This window comes from Rhodococcus sp. 15-2388-1-1a (assembly GCF_002259145.1).
GTDB lineage: Bacteria > Actinomycetota > Actinomycetes > Mycobacteriales > Mycobacteriaceae > Rhodococcoides.
The window spans coordinates 111,632-128,982 of record NZ_NPFP01000002.1; the positions used below are offsets into that span (position 1 = coordinate 111,632).

General features: G+C 65.4%; 17 protein-coding genes. 7 read left to right on the forward strand and 10 right to left on the reverse strand.

Annotation, left to right across the window (positions count from 1 at the left end):
* Positions 1-2: 2 nt before the first annotated feature.
* Both CH302_RS01670 and CH302_RS01675 read right to left on the reverse strand, forming a co-directional pair.
* A complete protein-coding gene (locus CH302_RS01670; protein WP_037191903.1) occupies positions 3-1,619 on the reverse strand; it encodes an acyl-CoA dehydrogenase family protein in 1,617 nt (538 codons plus the stop codon).
* Complete coding sequence (locus CH302_RS01675) at positions 1,606-2,208, reverse strand: TetR/AcrR family transcriptional regulator (RefSeq protein ID WP_032404341.1); 603 nt, start codon at positions 2,206-2,208, stop codon at positions 1,606-1,608. The genes CH302_RS01670 and CH302_RS01675 overlap by 14 nt, the downstream gene beginning before the upstream one ends.
* Positions 2,209-2,270: 62 nt before the next feature.
* On the opposite strand from CH302_RS01675, the gene CH302_RS01680 reads away from it, so the two are divergent.
* Genes CH302_RS01680 through CH302_RS01690 form a run of 3 tightly spaced genes read left to right on the forward strand, consistent with a single transcriptional unit; the run spans position 2,271 to position 4,541 of the window.
* Complete coding sequence (locus tag CH302_RS01680; RefSeq protein ID WP_037191901.1) at positions 2,271-3,035, forward strand: crotonase/enoyl-CoA hydratase family protein; 765 nt, start codon at positions 2,271-2,273, stop codon at positions 3,033-3,035.
* Positions 3,032-4,279 (forward strand): hypothetical protein, encoded by a 1,248-nt coding sequence (locus CH302_RS01685; RefSeq protein WP_037191899.1) that lies wholly within the window; start codon positions 3,032-3,034, stop codon positions 4,277-4,279. The genes CH302_RS01680 and CH302_RS01685 overlap by 4 nt, the downstream gene beginning before the upstream one ends.
* A 16-nt stretch (positions 4,280-4,295) precedes the next feature.
* A complete protein-coding gene (locus tag CH302_RS01690; protein ID WP_037191897.1) occupies positions 4,296-4,541 on the forward strand; it encodes a DUF2630 family protein in 246 nt (81 codons plus the stop codon).
* A gap of 14 nt (positions 4,542-4,555) precedes the next feature.
* Here CH302_RS01690 and CH302_RS01695 read toward each other — a convergent pair whose 3' ends face one another.
* Complete coding sequence (locus tag CH302_RS01695; RefSeq protein WP_037191895.1) at positions 4,556-5,314, reverse strand: SDR family oxidoreductase; 759 nt, start codon at positions 5,312-5,314, stop codon at positions 4,556-4,558.
* A gap of 29 nt (positions 5,315-5,343) precedes the next feature.
* On the opposite strand from CH302_RS01695, the gene CH302_RS01700 reads away from it, so the two are divergent.
* Positions 5,344-6,786, forward strand: coding sequence for a dihydrolipoyl dehydrogenase family protein (locus tag CH302_RS01700; RefSeq protein ID WP_037191892.1), 1,443 nt, complete (start codon positions 5,344-5,346; stop codon positions 6,784-6,786).
* On the opposite strand, the gene CH302_RS01705 is transcribed toward CH302_RS01700, so the two are convergent.
* Positions 6,780-8,186: an APC family permease gene (locus tag CH302_RS01705; RefSeq protein ID WP_037191889.1), complete on the reverse strand. Its 1,407-nt coding sequence runs from the start codon at positions 8,184-8,186 to the stop codon at positions 6,780-6,782. The genes CH302_RS01700 and CH302_RS01705 overlap by 7 nt on opposite strands.
* A 38-nt stretch (positions 8,187-8,224) precedes the next feature.
* Here CH302_RS01705 and CH302_RS01710 point away from each other — a divergent pair, with 38 nt between their 5' ends.
* Both CH302_RS01710 and CH302_RS01715 read left to right on the forward strand, forming a co-directional pair.
* Complete coding sequence (locus tag CH302_RS01710) at positions 8,225-8,818, forward strand: TMEM175 family protein (RefSeq protein WP_037191886.1); 594 nt, start codon at positions 8,225-8,227, stop codon at positions 8,816-8,818.
* Between the two features lie 9 nt (positions 8,819-8,827).
* A complete protein-coding gene (locus CH302_RS01715; protein WP_037191884.1) occupies positions 8,828-9,604 on the forward strand; it encodes an IclR family transcriptional regulator in 777 nt (258 codons plus the stop codon).
* On the opposite strand, the gene CH302_RS01720 is transcribed toward CH302_RS01715, so the two are convergent.
* From CH302_RS01720 to CH302_RS01740, 5 genes are all read right to left on the reverse strand, one after another.
* Positions 9,592-10,581, reverse strand: a complete 990-nt coding sequence (locus CH302_RS01720) for a 2-hydroxyacid dehydrogenase (protein ID WP_037191881.1) — start codon at positions 10,579-10,581, stop codon at positions 9,592-9,594. The genes CH302_RS01715 and CH302_RS01720 overlap by 13 nt on opposite strands.
* Positions 10,578-11,501 carry a hydroxymethylglutaryl-CoA lyase gene (locus CH302_RS01725; protein ID WP_037191878.1) on the reverse strand — a complete coding sequence of 308 codons (924 nt, stop codon included), beginning with the start codon at positions 11,499-11,501 and terminating at the stop codon, positions 10,578-10,580. Before CH302_RS01725 ends, CH302_RS01720 begins: the two co-directional genes overlap by 4 nt.
* Positions 11,502-12,722, reverse strand: a complete 1,221-nt coding sequence (locus tag CH302_RS01730; RefSeq protein ID WP_037191876.1) for a CaiB/BaiF CoA transferase family protein — start codon at positions 12,720-12,722, stop codon at positions 11,502-11,504.
* Positions 12,723-12,754: 32 nt separating this feature from the next.
* Positions 12,755-14,146: a GntP family permease gene (locus CH302_RS01735; protein WP_037192197.1), complete on the reverse strand. Its 1,392-nt coding sequence runs from the start codon at positions 14,144-14,146 to the stop codon at positions 12,755-12,757.
* A gap of 152 nt (positions 14,147-14,298) precedes the next feature.
* Positions 14,299-14,859: a molybdenum cofactor biosysynthesis protein gene (locus CH302_RS01740; protein WP_037191873.1), complete on the reverse strand. Its 561-nt coding sequence runs from the start codon at positions 14,857-14,859 to the stop codon at positions 14,299-14,301.
* Positions 14,860-14,933: 74 nt separating this feature from the next.
* Here CH302_RS01740 and CH302_RS01745 point away from each other — a divergent pair, with 74 nt between their 5' ends.
* Positions 14,934-16,478 carry a carboxylesterase/lipase family protein gene (locus CH302_RS01745; RefSeq protein WP_037191871.1) on the forward strand — a complete coding sequence of 515 codons (1,545 nt, stop codon included), beginning with the start codon at positions 14,934-14,936 and terminating at the stop codon, positions 16,476-16,478.
* Here the strand turns inward: CH302_RS01745 and CH302_RS01750 are convergent.
* Positions 16,471-17,337: a DNA-formamidopyrimidine glycosylase family protein gene (locus CH302_RS01750; RefSeq protein WP_037191869.1), complete on the reverse strand. Its 867-nt coding sequence runs from the start codon at positions 17,335-17,337 to the stop codon at positions 16,471-16,473. The genes CH302_RS01745 and CH302_RS01750 overlap by 8 nt on opposite strands.
* Positions 17,338-17,351: the final 14 nt, after the last annotated feature.

Genomic DNA, 17,351 nt, shown 5'->3' on the forward strand with positions numbered 1-17,351 from the left:
CGCTACACCCGCGCCAGCACCGCCGCCGTATCGACTCCCGTCGGCAGGGTGCCGAAGGCGATGCCCCAGTCTCGGTCGAGTCGACTGGCGCAGAAGGCATCGGCAACAGCTGCGTCCCCGTGCATCACCAACTGCGCGCCCTGGAAGGTCAGCGCCATCAGTTCGACGACTCGCCTGGCCCGGTATTCCATGTCGGAGGTGTCGGAGAGTTCCTTGCCGACGCGGGCGATGGCGTCGTCGAGGCGAGAATCCACGCCCGACGCCTGGCCGATCTCACCGAAGAAGGCCTCGACACTGTCGGGCTGACGGGCCAGTGCGCGCAGGGAATCGAGTGCGGCGACGTTGCCGGAGCCTTCCCAGATGGACATCAACGGCGACTCGCGGAACAACCGAGGCATTCCGGATTCCTCGACATAGCCGTTGCCACCGAAACATTCGAGTGCTTCGGCGGCGTGGGCCGGCGCTCGTTTGCATACCCAGTACTTGGTGACGGCCAACGCGATTCGGCGCAGCGCGCTCTCCTGCTCGTCGCCGCGGGCCGAGCCGTCGGTGGCCTGCGCCAGGCGGATCATGGCGGCGGTGGCGGCCTCGGATTCGATGGTCAAGTCTGCCAGCACGTTTCGCATCAGAGGCTGGTCCACGAGTGCAGCGCCGAACGCAGCTCGATGACGCGCATGATGGACCGCGCGCACTGTGGCGTTGCGAATTCCGGCCGCGGACCCTATGACGCAGTCCAGTCTCGTCATGTTGACCATCTCGATGATGGTGCGCACGCCGCGGCCCTCTTCACCGACGAGCCAGCCGGTGGCCCCGTGATATTCGAGCTCACCGGATGCATTCGACTTGTTGCCGAGCTTGTCCTTCAAGCGCTGCAGCATCATTCGGTTGCGGGTACCGTCGGGCAGCACGCGCGGCAGCATGAAACACGAGAGCCCGCCGGGGGCCTGCGCCAAGGTGAGGAACATGTCCGACATCGGCGCAGACGTGAACCACTTGTGGCCGACGATCGAATACGTACCGTCCGACGACGGAGTGGCCGTGGTGGTGTTGGCGCGGACGTCGGAGCCGCCCTGCTTCTCGGTCATGGACATGCCTGCGATCAGTCCGCGTTTGCTCGACGGGGTCCGCAGGCCGAAATCGTATTCCCTCGACGCCAGTAGTGGCTCGTACTGTGCAGCCAGAGATGGATTGTGCCGCAACGCCGGAACGACGGCGTAGGTCATCGAAACGGGGCACATGTGTCCGGCCTCGGCCTGCCCCCAGACGTAGAACTTCGCAGCGCGGGCGACGTGTGCACCGACGCGGTCGTCGGTCCAGGGGCTGGCGTGCAGTCCGTGCTCGATAGCAACGGTCATCAGATCGTGCCAATGCGGGTGGAATTCGACCTCGTCGATGCGATGACCGTACCGATCGTGCGTCTTCAACACCGGTGGGTTCTCGTTGGCGAGCCGTCCCCACTCCTGAGCCTCGACTCCGCCGGCGAGGGCTCCCAACTGCCGAACCTCGTCGAGCGCCCAGCCGCCACCGGCCCGCGCAAGGCCGTCGAGCAACGACGGGTCCGCGGAGGTGTCGTAGGGCGTCAGGTCGATTGCCTGGTTGAATACCTCATGCGTGTCCATCTCGAACTCCTAACGCGCGCAACGACAATGCAACCAGACCCGGGACCGGATCCTTGGATTCATGGGAAGACAACGGACCGACCAGAACTTCGCCGACGGCCCCGACCAGACCTGCTGCCGAGATCGCTGCGTCCTGCTCGGGGATCTCCCCGGCTGCGATGCCTGCCGCGATCGCGTCGGCGAATGCCTCGGTGAATTTTCGCCGGAAGACCAACCGCTCGGCGTCGACGGCCGGATCCACCGGCTCGGCGAGCAGCGCGTAGGCCATCGTTCGGTTCTTCAGGGCTCGTCCGGCGAAGGTCTCCACCACTGCCGTCACCCGCTCGGCAGTGCTTCCATGCCCGGCGACGGCCACTACTGCCGCGACCTCGCGGCCGCAGACCTCGCGGAAGATGGCGACCACCAGGTCCGCCTTGCCCTCGAAGTGGGTGTAGACGCTGCCTGCGGATACTCCCGCGGCCGCGGCGACCGACGCGATCGAAAGCCCTGCGTAACCGTGCGTCGAAAGCACCTCGATGGCGGCAGCGAACAGCTTCTCACGGCCGGCGTCGAGCCTGGCCTGCACCGCGGGGGTTCGGCGATAGGGCATGCCAAGGATTGAAGCACTGATTCATTGCTTCACGCAAGAGAACTCGAGTAGGGTTCACAGACATGCCGGTACGGATCGAACGATCAGGCCCCGTCACCACCATCGTCCTGTCGCGTCCGGAGGCCCGCAATGCCGTCGACGGCCCCACCGCTCAGGAGTTGATCCAGGCGTTCGAGGAGTTCGACGCCGACGAATCCGCCTCGGTGGCAGTCCTGTGGGGCGAGGGCGGCACGTTCTGCTCGGGAGCCGACCTCAAGGCACTGGGCACACCGCGCTCGAATCACGCGACCGAACACGGGGACGGACCGATGGGCCCGACGCGAATGCGGTTGTCCAAGCCGGTCATCGCGGCCGTGTCGGGATACGCCGTCGCGGGCGGACTGGAACTCGCACTGTGGTGCGACCTCCGCATCGCCGAGGACGACGCCACGTTCGGCGTCTTCTGCAGGCGCTGGGGAGTTCCGTTGATCGACGGCGGCACAGTGCGATTGCCGCGCATCGTCGGTACGGGCCGGGCGATGGACATGATCCTCACCGGTCGCGCCGTCGATGCCGAAGAGGCGTTGAACATGGGACTGATCACCAGAGTGGTTCCGGTGGGCCGAGCCCGGTCGGAAGCAGAGGCATTGGCCGCCGAACTCGCGCTGCTACCGCAGACCTGCATGCGTGAGGATCGGTTGTCCCTGCTGGAACAGGACGGCCTCGACGAAGAGTCCGCCCTGAAGAACGAATTCCGACACGGTGCCATCTCGATCAACGCCGATGCGCTCAGTGGCGCGAGCCGGTTCGCATCGGGGGCGGGACGACACGGCACCGCGAGCCCGTGAAATCCACGCGTCTGTCGGTGATCGACGAGATATTTCTCCGGACCCACCGCGGCTATGGAATTCCGATTGCGCTGCAAGGCATCTGGCGCACCACCGAGACGGTGAGCGCAGAAGAACTACACCGGGTCCACGACCAGCTGGCCATCGGACAGCTCGGCCGTCGAGTCGGCAAGCCCCGCACACCCGGGGCCCGACTTCGATGGGACATCTCGTCCGAATCGCTCCCACTCGACTACGGCACCGACGCGGTCGACGACATCATCGGATGGGCCGACGCGCAGGCAGACGTTCGACTCGACCCGCAGTACGGGCCCGGCTGGCGGTTGACGGCCGCGCCCATTGCACACGGCGGCACTGTCCTGTCTCTGGTGTGTTCGCACGCACTGGCCGATGCCCGTGAGCTCATCGACGCTGCGGCCCGCGCATTCGCCGGATCGACACCCGTACCGGCGCTGCACCCGGGATCGGATGTGAGGGACGCGCTCTCGATGATCTTCACCGTTCTCCTACGATCCATCGCAGCGACGGCGAGGTTGTGGGTCAGTAAGAAGGCCCGAGCCGAACTGCGAGCATTCACCACCGCCGACAGCGGCGGCGTCACCCCGCACCGGGCGCGGCAGATGTACGCGGTGATCGTCGATATCGATGCCGCAGAGTGGGATTCGGCGGCAGAAAGTGTCGGCGGATCGGCCAATTCGTTGTTCGTTTCGGTCGTCGCCGCCACGATGAGAGAACTCGGGTCACCCGCGGTGACCGTCGACATTCCTTTTCGCACCGGGTCCGGTGACGCCAATGCGATCGGCATGGCCACCGTCGCCGTCCGCGGCGACGACCCGCCCGCGGCCATCCGAGCAGCGTGCAAGGAGGCGTTCGGCAAGCCGGTGGGAGCACCCGCAGGCTATCCACCCGAGATCGTCCAGCTGCTCCCCCATCGCGTCGCCGCCAAGCTGACGTCGACCCCGGGGCGCGGAGAAGTGTTGTGCTCCAACATCGGCGACATTCCCGACGGCATCACCGCACTCGGCACCCACCGATCGTGCGGACTCGCAACCCGCGCGATCCATCCGAATCCGTCGGGCGCGCTGTCGACGATCAGAATGTCGACCTATCTCTCCCGCCTGGACGGCAGCTACACACTCTCGCTCGTGTGCACCGACGACGCGTTGGCCGGATCGACCGCCGAGCTCACCGCGGCCGTGCAGCGAGCCCTGGCAACGCGGAACCTGGCCGCCAAACCCTGGTAGGTCTACCGTTGTCGCCATGAACGAGCACGATATCCACACCAAGATCCAGCAGCTCATCGCCACCGAGCACAAGCTTCGCACCGAGGCCCAGTCGGGCGACATCGACCCGGACACCGAGAAGGCCCAACTGGCGTCCCTCGAGCACGCCCTCGATCAGTGCTGGGACCTGCTCCGCCAGCGTCGGGCGCGCATCGATGCGGGCAAGAACCCCGACACCGCAACGGCCAACAGCGTCGACCGGGTCGAGGGGTACCTGCAGTAGCCCCTGCCCGACTCCTAGACCATCCGATCCGTCAACGCATTCGGCAGGAACCGCAGCGCCGCGTCGATGCCACGCCACTTGAGTCCGGGTAGCGCGGCGCGGCGGGTCTCGCTCTCGATCGCGTCGACCATCGCGGTGACACCCTGGTCGAGAGTGGCTGTGAGAGCGGCACTGTCGCCCGCTTTGGCGGACATGTCGGTGGCGATGAAGCCGGGTAGCAAGGTGGTGACGGCGATGTCGGTTCTCGACAGTTCCGTGGACAGCGATTCACCCAGAGAGGCCACTGCGGCCTTGCTGGCCGAGTAGGCCGCTTTGGCTCCCGGCAGTCCCCGGTCGGCGCTGATGGACGAGACGAACACCAGGTGCCCGCGCTTCTGCTCTCTGAAGATCGACAGTGCGGCTTCCGCCTGCGACAGGGCCCCGACGAAGTTGGTGCGTGCGGTCTGCAGATTGGCCTCGGCCCGGCCGGTGCCGATCTTCGCGCCCTTGCCGAGCCCGGCATTGACGATCACTCGATCGAGGCCGCCCAATTCGTCTCGCAATCTTCCGAACACCTCACCGACCGCGTCGTGATCGGTGACGTCGAGGGCTCGAACCACCACGGTGATGTTCGGGTTGTGATGCATCAACTCGGCGCGAAGATCGTCCAACCGCTCGACGCGCCGGGCGCAGAGCGCAAGGTCCCGGCCCATGCCTGCGAACCGTCGCGCCATTTCCTCACCGAGCCCCGAGCTCGCTCCGGTGATCAGAATCTTGTTCCGAGTGGTCGCCATAAGCGGCGAGCCTATGTCACTGTGGAGCAATGGCCTCAGAAAGCTCGGAATTCGATGTCATCGTCATCGGCGGTGGACCGGTCGGCGAAAATGCCGCGCAGTACGCGATACAGGGCAGCGATCGCACCGCGGTGATCGTCGAACACGAACTGCTCGGCGGTGAATGTTCGTACTGGGCCTGCATGCCGAGCAAGGCACTGCTGCGTCCGAGCGAGGTTCTCGACACCGCGCGAAACATGCCGGGAGTCAAAGAGTTGGTCGGCGATCAACCCCTCGACGCCGACGCCGTCCTGGCCCGACGCGAATCCTTCACCCACAGCCTCGACGACTCCTCACAGGTGACGTGGGCCGAGTCGGCCGGCATCTCGGTGGTCCGTGGCCACGGGCGACTCACCGGGGCCAGGACCGTCGAGGTCGACGGCCGCACACTCACCGCCCGCCACGCTGTTGTCCTCGCCACCGGAACCACCGCATCCGTGCCGAACACCCCCGGCCTGCGCGACGCCCGGCCGTGGATCTCCCGCGATGCCACCAACATTCACGAGACCCCGGGGCACATCGCCATCATCGGCGGCGGCGTTGTCGCGACGGAGGCGGCCACCTGGTTGCTCTCGCTCGGAGCGAAGGTCACGATGATCGTGCGCGGATCGTCGCTGCTGGCCGGTTCCGAACCGTTCGCCGGTGAACTGGTCGCCGAGGCGCTGAGGAAGCGCGGCGGGGCGATCATGCTCGACGCCTCCCTCGAGTCGGTGTCACGAGAGAACCCTGCCGACACCGGCATCGGCCGAATCCACGGCGGCCCGGTCGGTCTCGTGGTCGACGGTACCGAGATCGTCGCCGATGAGATTCTGGTTGCGGCAGGCCGCACCCCGGCGAGTGCGGACCTCGGATTGTCGAGCCTCGGACTCGACGAGGGCCACTACATCGACGTCGACGATCATCTGAACGTTGCCGGTCACGACTGGCTCTACGCGGTGGGCGACGTCAACGGCCGCGCGCCACTGACGCACATGGGCAAGTACCAGGGCCGGGTGGCCGGCGACGTCATCGCCGCCAGAGCCGAGGGAAAGCCGCTGGACAGCAAGCGGTTCCGCGCATCAGCGGATCACGGTCAGATCCCCCAGGTGGTGTTCACTCCGGTCGAGGTGGCGTCCGTCGGACTGACCGAGGCAAAGGCCCGAAAGGAAGGCATCGACGTCGAGATCGTGGCGCAGGACATCGCCGTCGCGGGTTCGTCTCTGCAGCAGGACGACTACTCGGGCCGTGCACAGCTGGTGATCGACCGCGCCACCGACACGATAGTGGGCGCGACGTTCGTCGGCCCGGGCGTCGCCGAGCTCGTTCATGCCGCCACTGTCGCAGTGGTCGGCAAGGTCTCGCTCGACGACCTGTGGCATGCGGTGCCGTCGTATCCGACGGTCAGCGAGATCTGGCTCCGACTCCTCGAGGCGCGTCGAACAACCGATCACTGACGCATGTAGGCCGCGGCGATGCCCTCGTAGGTTGTCGGGTCGGCACGTTTGATGCGCAGCGCCACCAGTACCCCCAGGATCGCGGCGAGGATCAGCACCACAGGGATTGCGTTGACGACCGCAGAATCGGAACCGGTCAGGATGCTGTAATGCGTTCCGGCGAGCACCAATCCGGTCATGAAACCGGCGAAGCCGATGCCGGGGGCAATCCCGGTGCGCCACAGTGAGCGATCCGGATGGCCGATGAAGAACACCACCACCGACAGCGCTGCCGCAGCCTGCAGGGCGATCACCCCCAGAGTTCCGAGGCCGATGGCGCCGGCAGCGTAGATCAGGTACGGGTCGGCACCGGTCACCGCGAACACCGCCAGCGCCACCGCAGCCACGATCGAGGCGGTGATACTGCCGATGTGGGGGCTCGAATGCTTCGGATGAATTCGGCCCAGCCGCACCGGAAGTACGCGCTCACGCCCGAGGGCGAACAGATAGCGACTGGCCGCGTTGTGCACGGCGAGATACGACGCCAGCACACTGGTACACAGCAGCACCGCGGTACCGTCGTACAGCACTGTTCCTCCGTACTGCTGCGCCAGCGTGAACAGAAGATTGCCCAGTTCGGTCTGGGCCAGTACCGGTGCGTCCACTCCACCCGCGGCCCCGACGATGATCCAACTCGTCAGCACGTAGAAGACCGCGATGAGCGTGACCGCGATGAAGGTCGCGCGCGGGATGCTGCGTCTGGGGTCCTTGGTTTCCTCACCGTACAGAGCTGCGGACTCGAAACCGATGAAGCTCGAAAAGGCGAACATCATCGCTATCCCCAGCGACCCGGAGAACACCTGCGTCGGAGTGAACGACTCCAGTGGCAGTGCCGCGGTCCCCTTGTCACTCACCACCAGGACGTTGAACACCGTCAGAAACGCAAATTCGAGCACCATCAGAGTTCCGAGAACCTTGGCCGAGAGGTCGGCGTTTCGGAAACCCAGGAATGCGACAATCACGACAGCGGCTGCCGTGAAGATGTACCACGGAATATCGATACCCGAGTCGGCGAATACCAAATGCGTGAAATATCCGAATGCGCCGGAAAGTCCGCACGCCAGCGACGTATACGCGACAACTGCGACATATGCGGCAGCGACACCGGGCGGCTTACCCAACGCCAGACCGATGTAGGTGTAGAACGCACCGGTGCTGTACACCTGCTGGCTGATCGCCGCGAAACCCACCGAGAAGCACAGCAGCACAACAGCACTGATCGCGTACGCCGCGGGCAGACCGGCACCGTTGCCGCGGATCAGGGCCAGCGGTACATTGCCGATCATCGCCGCCATCGGTGCCGCGGCGGCCACCACAAGAAATACCACTCGTCCGGTGGTCAGAGTACGTCGCTCGGACATCGTTCGGACGCTACTCGCAGAGGGAGCAGAATGCTGACATGGAATACGAACGCGGTTTCGAGAGACTGGTCAACTTCAGTGACGCTGTGGTCGCGATCGCTGCAACGCTGCTCATTCTTCCGTTGGTCGAACTGGCAGAACCGGACGACAGTGCACAATTCGTCGATATTCTGCGTGACCACGGGGTCGAGCTGTTCGCATTCGTCCTCAGCTTTCTGGTCATCTTCTCGCAGTGGCTGAGCCATCATCGGGTCTTCCGGAACCTGGTCGGGTACACCCGGGGCCTGATGTGGGTGAACTTCGTCTGGTTGTTGTCCATAGTGTTTCTGCCGTTCCCCACCAAGCTGATCGCCGAGAAGAGCGGTTACGACGCGAGCGCCTCTCCGCTCTACGTCGCGACCATAGCGGTGTCCGTCATTGCGATGTTCGTGGCCGACGTGATCGTGTCTCGGCACCCGAACATCGTCGCGCGCGACACCCCGACGTCCGGGAGCACGCGCAACGGAGCCATCACGTCGGTACTGATGATGGTCGCTCTCGGGCTGTCGTTCACCCCACTCGGCCTGTGGTCGTTGCTGATTCTGTTGCTCACTGCGCCCATCAACCGTCTCGAGGAGCGAGTGGCCAAGTAGATTGGTCGTGTGAGCACCGAGAGCGCGTCGAAGCAGCAACCGCTTCTCGTGCTGGGCAAGATCACCGAGATTCTCGACGCCTTCTCGTTCGACCGCCCGTCCATGACCCTCGGTGAGATCCAACAGACCACGGGCCTGCCGACCTCGACGGTGCAGCGCCTCGTCACCAACCTTGTGCAGCAGGGATTTCTGGACCGGCGCGGCGATCGCATTCGCATCGGGGTCCGCATGGCCTATTGGGCCGCGACGGCGACCAAGGACCTCGACGTGCTGTCGGTTGTCAACCCTGTTCTCAAGGACATGCGAGACCTGACGACCGAGACCGCGTGCTTCTTCAGGCCCGAACAGAACTACCGCGTGTGCGTCGCCATCGCCGAGACGCGGCATGCCTTGCGCCGAGACATGTACGTCGGCAAGGTCATCCCACTCAGCGCAGGATCGGCCAGCCGCGTCCTGCTGGCCTGGGATGACGAGCTCGCCGAGCGTGTCCTCTCTCGCGAACTCGAATCGATGACCGAGCAGACGGTGACCGAAGCCGAGACGATGCGGACCCTGTTGGCGCAGACCAGGTCCGACGGCTACGCGATCACCACCGGCGAGCGCGAGACCGGCGCGTCGGGACTGTCAGCGCCGGTGTTCGATTCGGCCGCGGACATCGTCGGTGCCGTCACCATCAGTGGACCGACACTGCGGATGCCGCAGTCGCAGTGCGAGGACTGGGTGGATCTGTTGATCTCCCATGCCGAGCGGATCACGAGGACCCTCGGCGGCCGCTACCCCGCGTGAGACCAGGCGTCGGGATTGACCGGATGCGGTGGCATCGAACCACCGACCATCGCGGCGGCATTGGTTGCGCACAGCCGCGCCATCTCCGACCGTACCGATACCGTCGCACTCCCCACGTGCGGGAGCAACACCGTGTTGGGCAGATCCGCCAGACCGGGTTCGAGGGCCGGCTCGCGTTCGTAGACGTCCAATCCTGCTGCAGCAACGGTGCCCTCGCGCAGCGCGGTCACCAGAGCGGCCTCGTCGATCACCGGTCCGCGCGCGGTGTTGATCACGATCGCCGACGGCTTCATCGCTCCGAGTACGGCTGCGTCGACCAGATGGTGAGTGGAATCCGACAACGGAACATGCAGGGACAGGAAGTCGCTGGTCGTGACGATCTCGTCCCACGACGCATGCTCGACGCGACCCGCGAACTCACCGAGCTCGTTCTCGGAGACCTCTCGGTCGCCGGGCGGACGGGGGCAGAACTTGACCGTCATGCCGAAGCCCAGTGCGCGGCGCGCGGTGGCGCGGGCAATGCGGCCGAAGCCGGCCAGCCCCAGCACCCGGCCCGAGACATCGCTGCCGAGAAGCAGTTCCGGCTCCCAGCCGGTGAACGAGCCGGAGCGGACGAATGCATCGGCCTCGACGGCGCGGCGGGCCGTGGACAGGATGAGCAGCATCGCGATGTCCGCGGTCGAATCCGTCAGCACCCCAGGGGTGTTGGCAACCGTGATGCCGTTCGCGGTTGCGGCTGCGATGTCGATGTTGTCGAATCCGACGGCGTAGTTGGAGATCCCGGTGATCGACGCCGAGGCCAGTAACTCCGCGTCGAACCGATCTCGCAGCTGAGAGACGACCACGGAGTAGTCCCCCGAGGCGCAGGCGTCGAGCAACTGCTCGTGATCGACCTCCCGCAGGTCCACGTCCCCGGCGGCGCGCAGGATGTCCATGCCCGGTGCCGGGATCTCGGTAGTGACGAGGATGCGGCTCATAGGACCCACTCGAAGGCGCGCGCTTCGGACCTGGCACCCTGAACGGTTTTCGATCGCATGGGCTCGCCCAGTTCGGTGAGCAACTCCTCCGACAGAGTCACCATGGCGGCCAGGGTTTTCGGCTCGAACCAGTCCGGACGCGTCGCGAACAGAATGTCCTCCGACGAGGTGTTGCCGCTGGCCCCGGGGGCGAACGGGCACCCACCCAGTCCGCCGAGCGAACCGTCGACCATCGTTGCTCCGGCCGAGATCGCGGCGAGAGTGTTCGCAACGCCGAGACCCCAGGTGTCGTGACCGTGGAACACCACTCTGCGGTCGGGAGTTTCGGCGCGGACCCGTGAGATCAGCGATTGCACCTGCACCGGAACCGCCTGACCCAGGGTGTCGCAGATGACGATATCCGTTGCGCCGGTTGCACGTTCGTCGTTGGCTATCTCGATGACACGGTCCGGCGGCACCTGGCCCTCGAACGGGCAGGTGAAGGACGTCGCGATACACAGCTCGATCTCACCGCCCACCGATCGTGCGATGTCGACGGCGTCGGGCATCGCTGCCAGGGACACCTCGGTGGTCCTACCGATGTTGGCCTGGTTGTGCGAGTCCGAAGCCGAGAAGCAGTACTGGAAGTTGCGAGCCCCCGCGGCGGCTGCCTTCTCGACGTGGCGTGGAGTGGCGACCCACACCCAGCATCGCGCGAGTTCGTCGGCGGTGAGCTCGCCGATCACCTCGAGGGTGTTGGCCATCGGTGGCACCTTGTCGCCCCGCGCCATCGATCCGATTTCGAGCGACGGCACGCCGAGTTCGATGAGGGCCCTGATGATCTCGAGCTTGCGTTCGGTGGCGAGCATCTTGCCGGTGAGCTGCAGACCGTCGCGCATCGTGACGTCGCGCAGCTCCGCAGCGGGGGTGAATCGGTACATCTACAGGCCCATCTCTTCGTCGGTGCGGCCGAGCAGAGTCGACAGTACTTCTCGAGTGTGTTCACCCAGATCCGGTCCGACCGAACGAATCGGCAGAGACGCGTCACCGATCACCGGGACGACGCCGACGAATCCGACGTCGGCGGGCTTTTCGCCTCCGGTGTCGACCGGAAAGTGCTGAATCATGTTGCGGGCGGCGTACTGCTCGTCGGCGACGATATCGGCCGCGGTGTAGATCGGACCCGACGGCACTCCGGCGGCGTCGAGAATCTTCAGAGCCTGCTCGCGCGAATGCAATCCGGTCCAGGCCGAGATGGCTGCGTCCAACTCGTCGCGTCGACGCCACCGGCCGGCGTTGGACGCCAGGTCCGGATCGGCTCCCAGATCGGGACGATCGATGGTCTCCATGTATCGCTGGAAGATGGCGTCACCGTTGCCTGCGATGATGATCGAGTGACCGTCGTTGCACGGGTACGCATTCGACGGGGCGATGCCCTCCATCCGGCCGCCCGTTCGCTCGCGTTCGACGCCGTACGCCAGATAATCCGGGATCAGCGATTCCATCATCGACAGAATGGATTCGTTCAGCGCCACATCGATGGAACGCTGTGCCAGCGACAGCGGGGACTGCTCGTCCGGTGCCTGCGACGCGCGCTGGGTCTGCCGTTGAAACAGGGCCATGACGCATCCGAACGCCGCGTACAGGCCGGCGATCGAGTCACCGATCGAGACCCCCACTCGAACCGGTGGCCGGTCCGGGTCACCCACGAGATTGCGGAAGCCGCCGTATGCCTCTGCGACAGCCGCGAATCCGGGTCGCTGCGACATGGGACCGGTCTGCCCGAAGGCCGAGATGCGCGTGATGATCAACTCGGGGTTGGCCGCAGAGAGCACCTCCGGCGAGATACCCCACTTCTCCAGAGTGCCGGGGCGAAAGTTCTCGAGCACGATGTCGCACTTCGCCGCGAGATCGACGACGTCCTTGCGCCCCTGTTCGGTACGCAGGTCGAGCACGATCGACTTCTTGTTCCGGTTGATCGTGCGGTAGAGCATCGACGTCGTGCCGGAGTACAGCCGCCAGTTGCGTAGTTCGTCGCCGGTTCCTGGCCGCTCGACCTTGATGACCTCGGCACCGAAGTCGGCGAGCATGCGCGCCGCAGTAGGGGCGGCTATGTAGTTGCCGAGTTCGAGGACTCGAACTCCGCTGAGCGGCAATGCCATCGTGTTCCTTTCGATACTCACAGGAGACGAGCTCACAGGATCCAGCTCATCGGCACGATCAACGCGATGGCGATGACCGATGCCACCGAGACGCCCACCGAGCATGTCTTGAGTGTGCCCCTGGTCGACTGGCCCATCAAGGACTGCAGCAGCCAGAAGGTGTTACTGGTGACGTGGACGGCGAACAGCGATCCGGCACCCGCAGCGAGCGCGATGAACACCGGGTCGAGCCCGATCAGCGGAGCGACCGGGGCGAGGATGCCGGCCGAGGTGATGGCGGAGATCGTCACCGATCCGACGGCGATGTGCAACGCCGCAGCGATGACCCACACCATCAACAGAGGAGCAGCGGTGCTGGCCGTGAAGTACTGGCCGAGAATGTCGCCGAGCCCTGCCTCGTTGATGACGGCCGCCAGCGAACCACCGACGCCGGTGAGGATGAGGATCTGACCACTCTCGGCGAAACCACGAGCCAACGCCTTCTCCACCCGCGCCTGACCGACGTGGTAGCGGCCGATGAGGCACGTCCCCACCAGTCCGATGAGGAGCGCGATGACCGGGCTGGCGATGAATTCGACTACCGGAACGGAGATTTCGGCGACTTCGAGAACGGCACCGATGGCAATGAGGACGAGCGCGAGCAGCAGCGGCGAGAGCAACACCAGCAGCGACGTCTGCTTCTCGGTGCGGACCTTCTGGGCCACGCCACCTCCGGATTCGAGGGGCTCGTCCCCGGAATCGACCGCCTCGGGAACCACAGGCTCTGGGACCACGACGATCTGCTGCTCGTCCTTCTCCTCGTTCCACCAACCGTGCCGGAAGACGAACGACATGATGGCCACCGACAGCACCACCACGGGCACGATCAGGATCAGTCCGTAGATCATCATCTTGCCCAGCGGCACTCCGAGCAGTCCGGCCAAGGCGAGCGTCGCGACACCGGGGACCATGAAGACGATGCCGCATTCGAGGGCGATGGCCAGGGCTGTGGCCATCCTCGCTGTGCCGTATTTGCCGATCTTGGGGGCGAGATTCCGAGCGAGTGGAGCGGAGATCACCAGCAGCACGTCGAGGAAGATGGACTGCAGCAGAGTCGCGATGGTCAGAGACAGCGCGTACGGCAGCCGCTTGGGACCGAACGTGCGCAGCAGCGTTCCGACGAGTCGCTGGATGGCACTCATCTCCTGCAGTACCGAACCCATCAGAACGCCGAACGCGATGAGTAGGCCGACTTCGGCCATGATCTCGCCGAATCCGCCGGTGATCGTGTCGACGGTGGTCGACACTCCCAGCTTCGTCGCCAGTCCCAGGTACGCAGCCCCGAGTACCAGCGAGATCACCGGGTTGAAGTGAAAGCGAACGATGAAGACCACCACCGCCAGAACGGCGACGACGGTGTTGATCACGATCCACATATCGGACATCGGCGATTCTTCCCGCTGGGTGAGAGTGACCGCTGCCATGGCACGCGGTTCGGTGTGATCCACCACACTGATACCCACATTATGGGCATAGATTTACTTCGTGAGCAAGAGCTTGGGCAGCGTCGAGCCACGAGCGTCCACCGAGAGCCAGGTCAGATCGGCTGCGCGCGCCTGACCGACAACGCCGCGCGGGAGGCGTCGAGTTCGACAGGTGAGCGCACCGCCACCTCCCCGACCCGCAGGATGCCGTCGGACAGCGGTTCCACCCGCAGCCCGCCACGACCGATCAGCGCCTTGCGTGCGCCGTCGACCACCATGCGGTCCATCCACGCGCAGGGATGGGCCGGTCGCCCGCCCCGGAACCGAATCCAGCCGTCACCGGAATCGAGCTCGAATTCCCGACCGCGCAGTGGGTCGAGCTCGAGACCGCGCACGACGACATTTCGTCGGGCCACCGAGGGATCGGGCACCTCGACACCGAGCACATCCCCCACGGCCTCCCATGCCTCGAGCGACAGAAAGCTCACCGCCGCCTCGGTATGTGCTTTGACGCCGAAGAATCGATCGCCGCGGATGCCCTTGTGGGCCACGATCTCGACACTGTCGGGCAGTTCGGTCGGCACATCGGCCGGGCCGTCCTTGGATCTCCCGAAGTACGCGTGCGAGGGCGCCCGCAGCAGCTCCACTATCTGGGCTCGATACTCGAAAGGCATGCTCTCGAGTCTGCCCGGTACCGAACCCAGCCGGTTCTTACCCGCGGGTAAGGAAGGATCAGTACACTCGCGACATGGCTGTGACGACGCGCGTGACCACCACCGACGGCATCATCGAGGGCAAGCCGGTGGGCGACCTCACCACCTGGCGCGGCATCCCCTATGCCGCCCCACCCGTCGGCCAGCTTCGGTTCCGCGCGCCGCAACCGACGCAGCCATGGACGGGCGTGCGCGACGCCACCGAGTGGGGCAACGCCTCCATTCAGCACAAGCGCGGCACGATGCTTGCGGTCGGCAAGTACCAGCCGTCGAGCGAGGATTGCCTGACGCTCAACGTGTTGGCCCCGAGCGCACCGAGCGCGAACCCGCGTCCGGTCATGGTGTTCATTCACGGTGGTGCCTACACGCTCGGCACGTCGGCCACCCCGCTGTACGGCGGCGGTTCTCTGGTGCGGCGCTCGCTGAAGGACGGCGACGGCATCATCTACGTGTCGGTCAACTACCGACTCGGCGCACTGGGCTACCTCGACATGTCCCAGTTCTCCACTCCCGAGCGGCCCTTCGACTCCAATCTCGGCCTGCGCGACCAGGTTGCGGCGCTCGAGTGGGTACAGCGCAACATCGCGAACTTCGGCGGCGATCCCAACAACGTCACGATCTTCGGCGAGTCGGCCGGTGGGAATGCCGTCACCACACTGCTGACGGTTCCCGCCGCGAAAGGGTTGTTCGCCCAAGCCATTTCCGAGAGCTCTGCTCCCGGCATGACGGCCACCAAGGAACGCGCCGATCAATGGGCACGCGAGTACGTCGGCTATCTCGGCGGCACGGTCGACAACGCTGCCGAGACGCTGGAGAACGCCGAGGTGCTGCGGCTCGGCCGGGCCGGCACCAAACTCGGCCTCACCACCCTGCACCGCACTCCGGGTCTGCTTCCGTTCGGCCCGGTGATCGACGGCGACTTCCTCCCGGTCAGCCCGGTCGAGGCCTATGCGAACGGAACCGCGCACCGCGTCCCACTGATCATCGGTACCAATGCCCGTGAGGGAACACTGTTTCCGAAGTTCCTCGACGCGCTACCCACCAACCCCGAGCGCATCACCAAGCTGTTCTCACTGACCGATCCAGACGCCGAAGCCGTGGTCACCTCGGGCTACCGGGGCTACCCCAACGAGCGGGCGGCCATCGACTTCGGTGGAGACTTCACCTTCTGGAAGCCGTCTCTCGAAGTGGCCGAAGGACATTCGCGTCACGCACCGACGTACTTCTACCGGTTCGACTTCGCCCCCAGGTCGATGAAGCTGCTCGGTTTCGACGCCACCCACGGCTTCGAGTTGTTCGCGGTGTTCGGCATCAGCAAGACCTTGTTCGGCAAGGCGCTGACGTTGGCGGGCGGGCGCAAGGCCTTCGCCGACGTCACAGAGGCCGTGCAGTCTCAGTGGATTACGTTCGCCACCAACGGAAAGCCGCTCGACTCGTGGCCGGCGTACGACGAATCCGACCGCAAGACATTGATATTCGACACCCGCACGCGGGTACAGAAGGATCCACGGAGCGATCGTCGCAAGGCGTGGGAAGGCTACCGGGGCTACGACAGCCAGAAGCTCGAACCCGTCACTTGAGCAGGCGGGACATGCGACGGTCGGCGAGAATCTTGCCGGCCGTCTGGCACGTCGCGCAGTACTGAAACGAGCGATCGACGTAGGCGACCTCGCGTACCGGATCGCCGCACACCGGGCACGGTAGTCCGGTTCTGGCGTGCACCCGCATCCCCGATCGCTTCTCCCCCTTCAGACGCGCCGCATCCTGCCCGGCCGAGCGGGCCACCGCGTCGGACAGCACAGAGCGCATCGCCGCATAGAGCGCCCCGACGGACTCCGCATCGAGCTTGCTCGACGATGCGAACGGCGACAGCTTGGCGACGTGCAGGATTTCGTCCGAATACGCATTGCCGATGCCGGCCAGCAGGGACTGATCCACCAACGAGGTCTTCAGTCGTGCGGTGGTGCTGCCGAGAATCTCGGCGAATTCGAGCTCGGTGACCGCCAGCGCGTCGGGTCCGAGCCGCGCGACACTCGCGACCTGCTGTGGGTCGCGCACCACCCACACCGCCAGCCGCTTCTTGGTACCGGCTTCGGTGAGATCGATGGCGGGCGTCGCCCCCTCGGGGGTGAAGAAGTGGATCCGCAGCGCCAGGGGGCCTTTGCCCGGCTTCGGCGGTGCGACGCTGGGGTTGTCCACCCACCGCAGCCATCCTCCGCGAGAGAGATGGGTGATCAGCCAGAGGTCACCGGCTCGAAGGGCCAGGTGTTTCCCGAAGCGGGCGGCATCGGTGACGTCCTTGCCCTGCAGCTCGGTGATCGGCGGATCGAACGTCTTGAGAACGCTCAGCGCGGCGATGTCGATGCGACCGATCACGGCACCGACGGCATGCTCGCGCAGAAAGCCGGCAAGGGCTTCCACCTCGGGTAATTCCGGCATGTGTCCAGTATGCA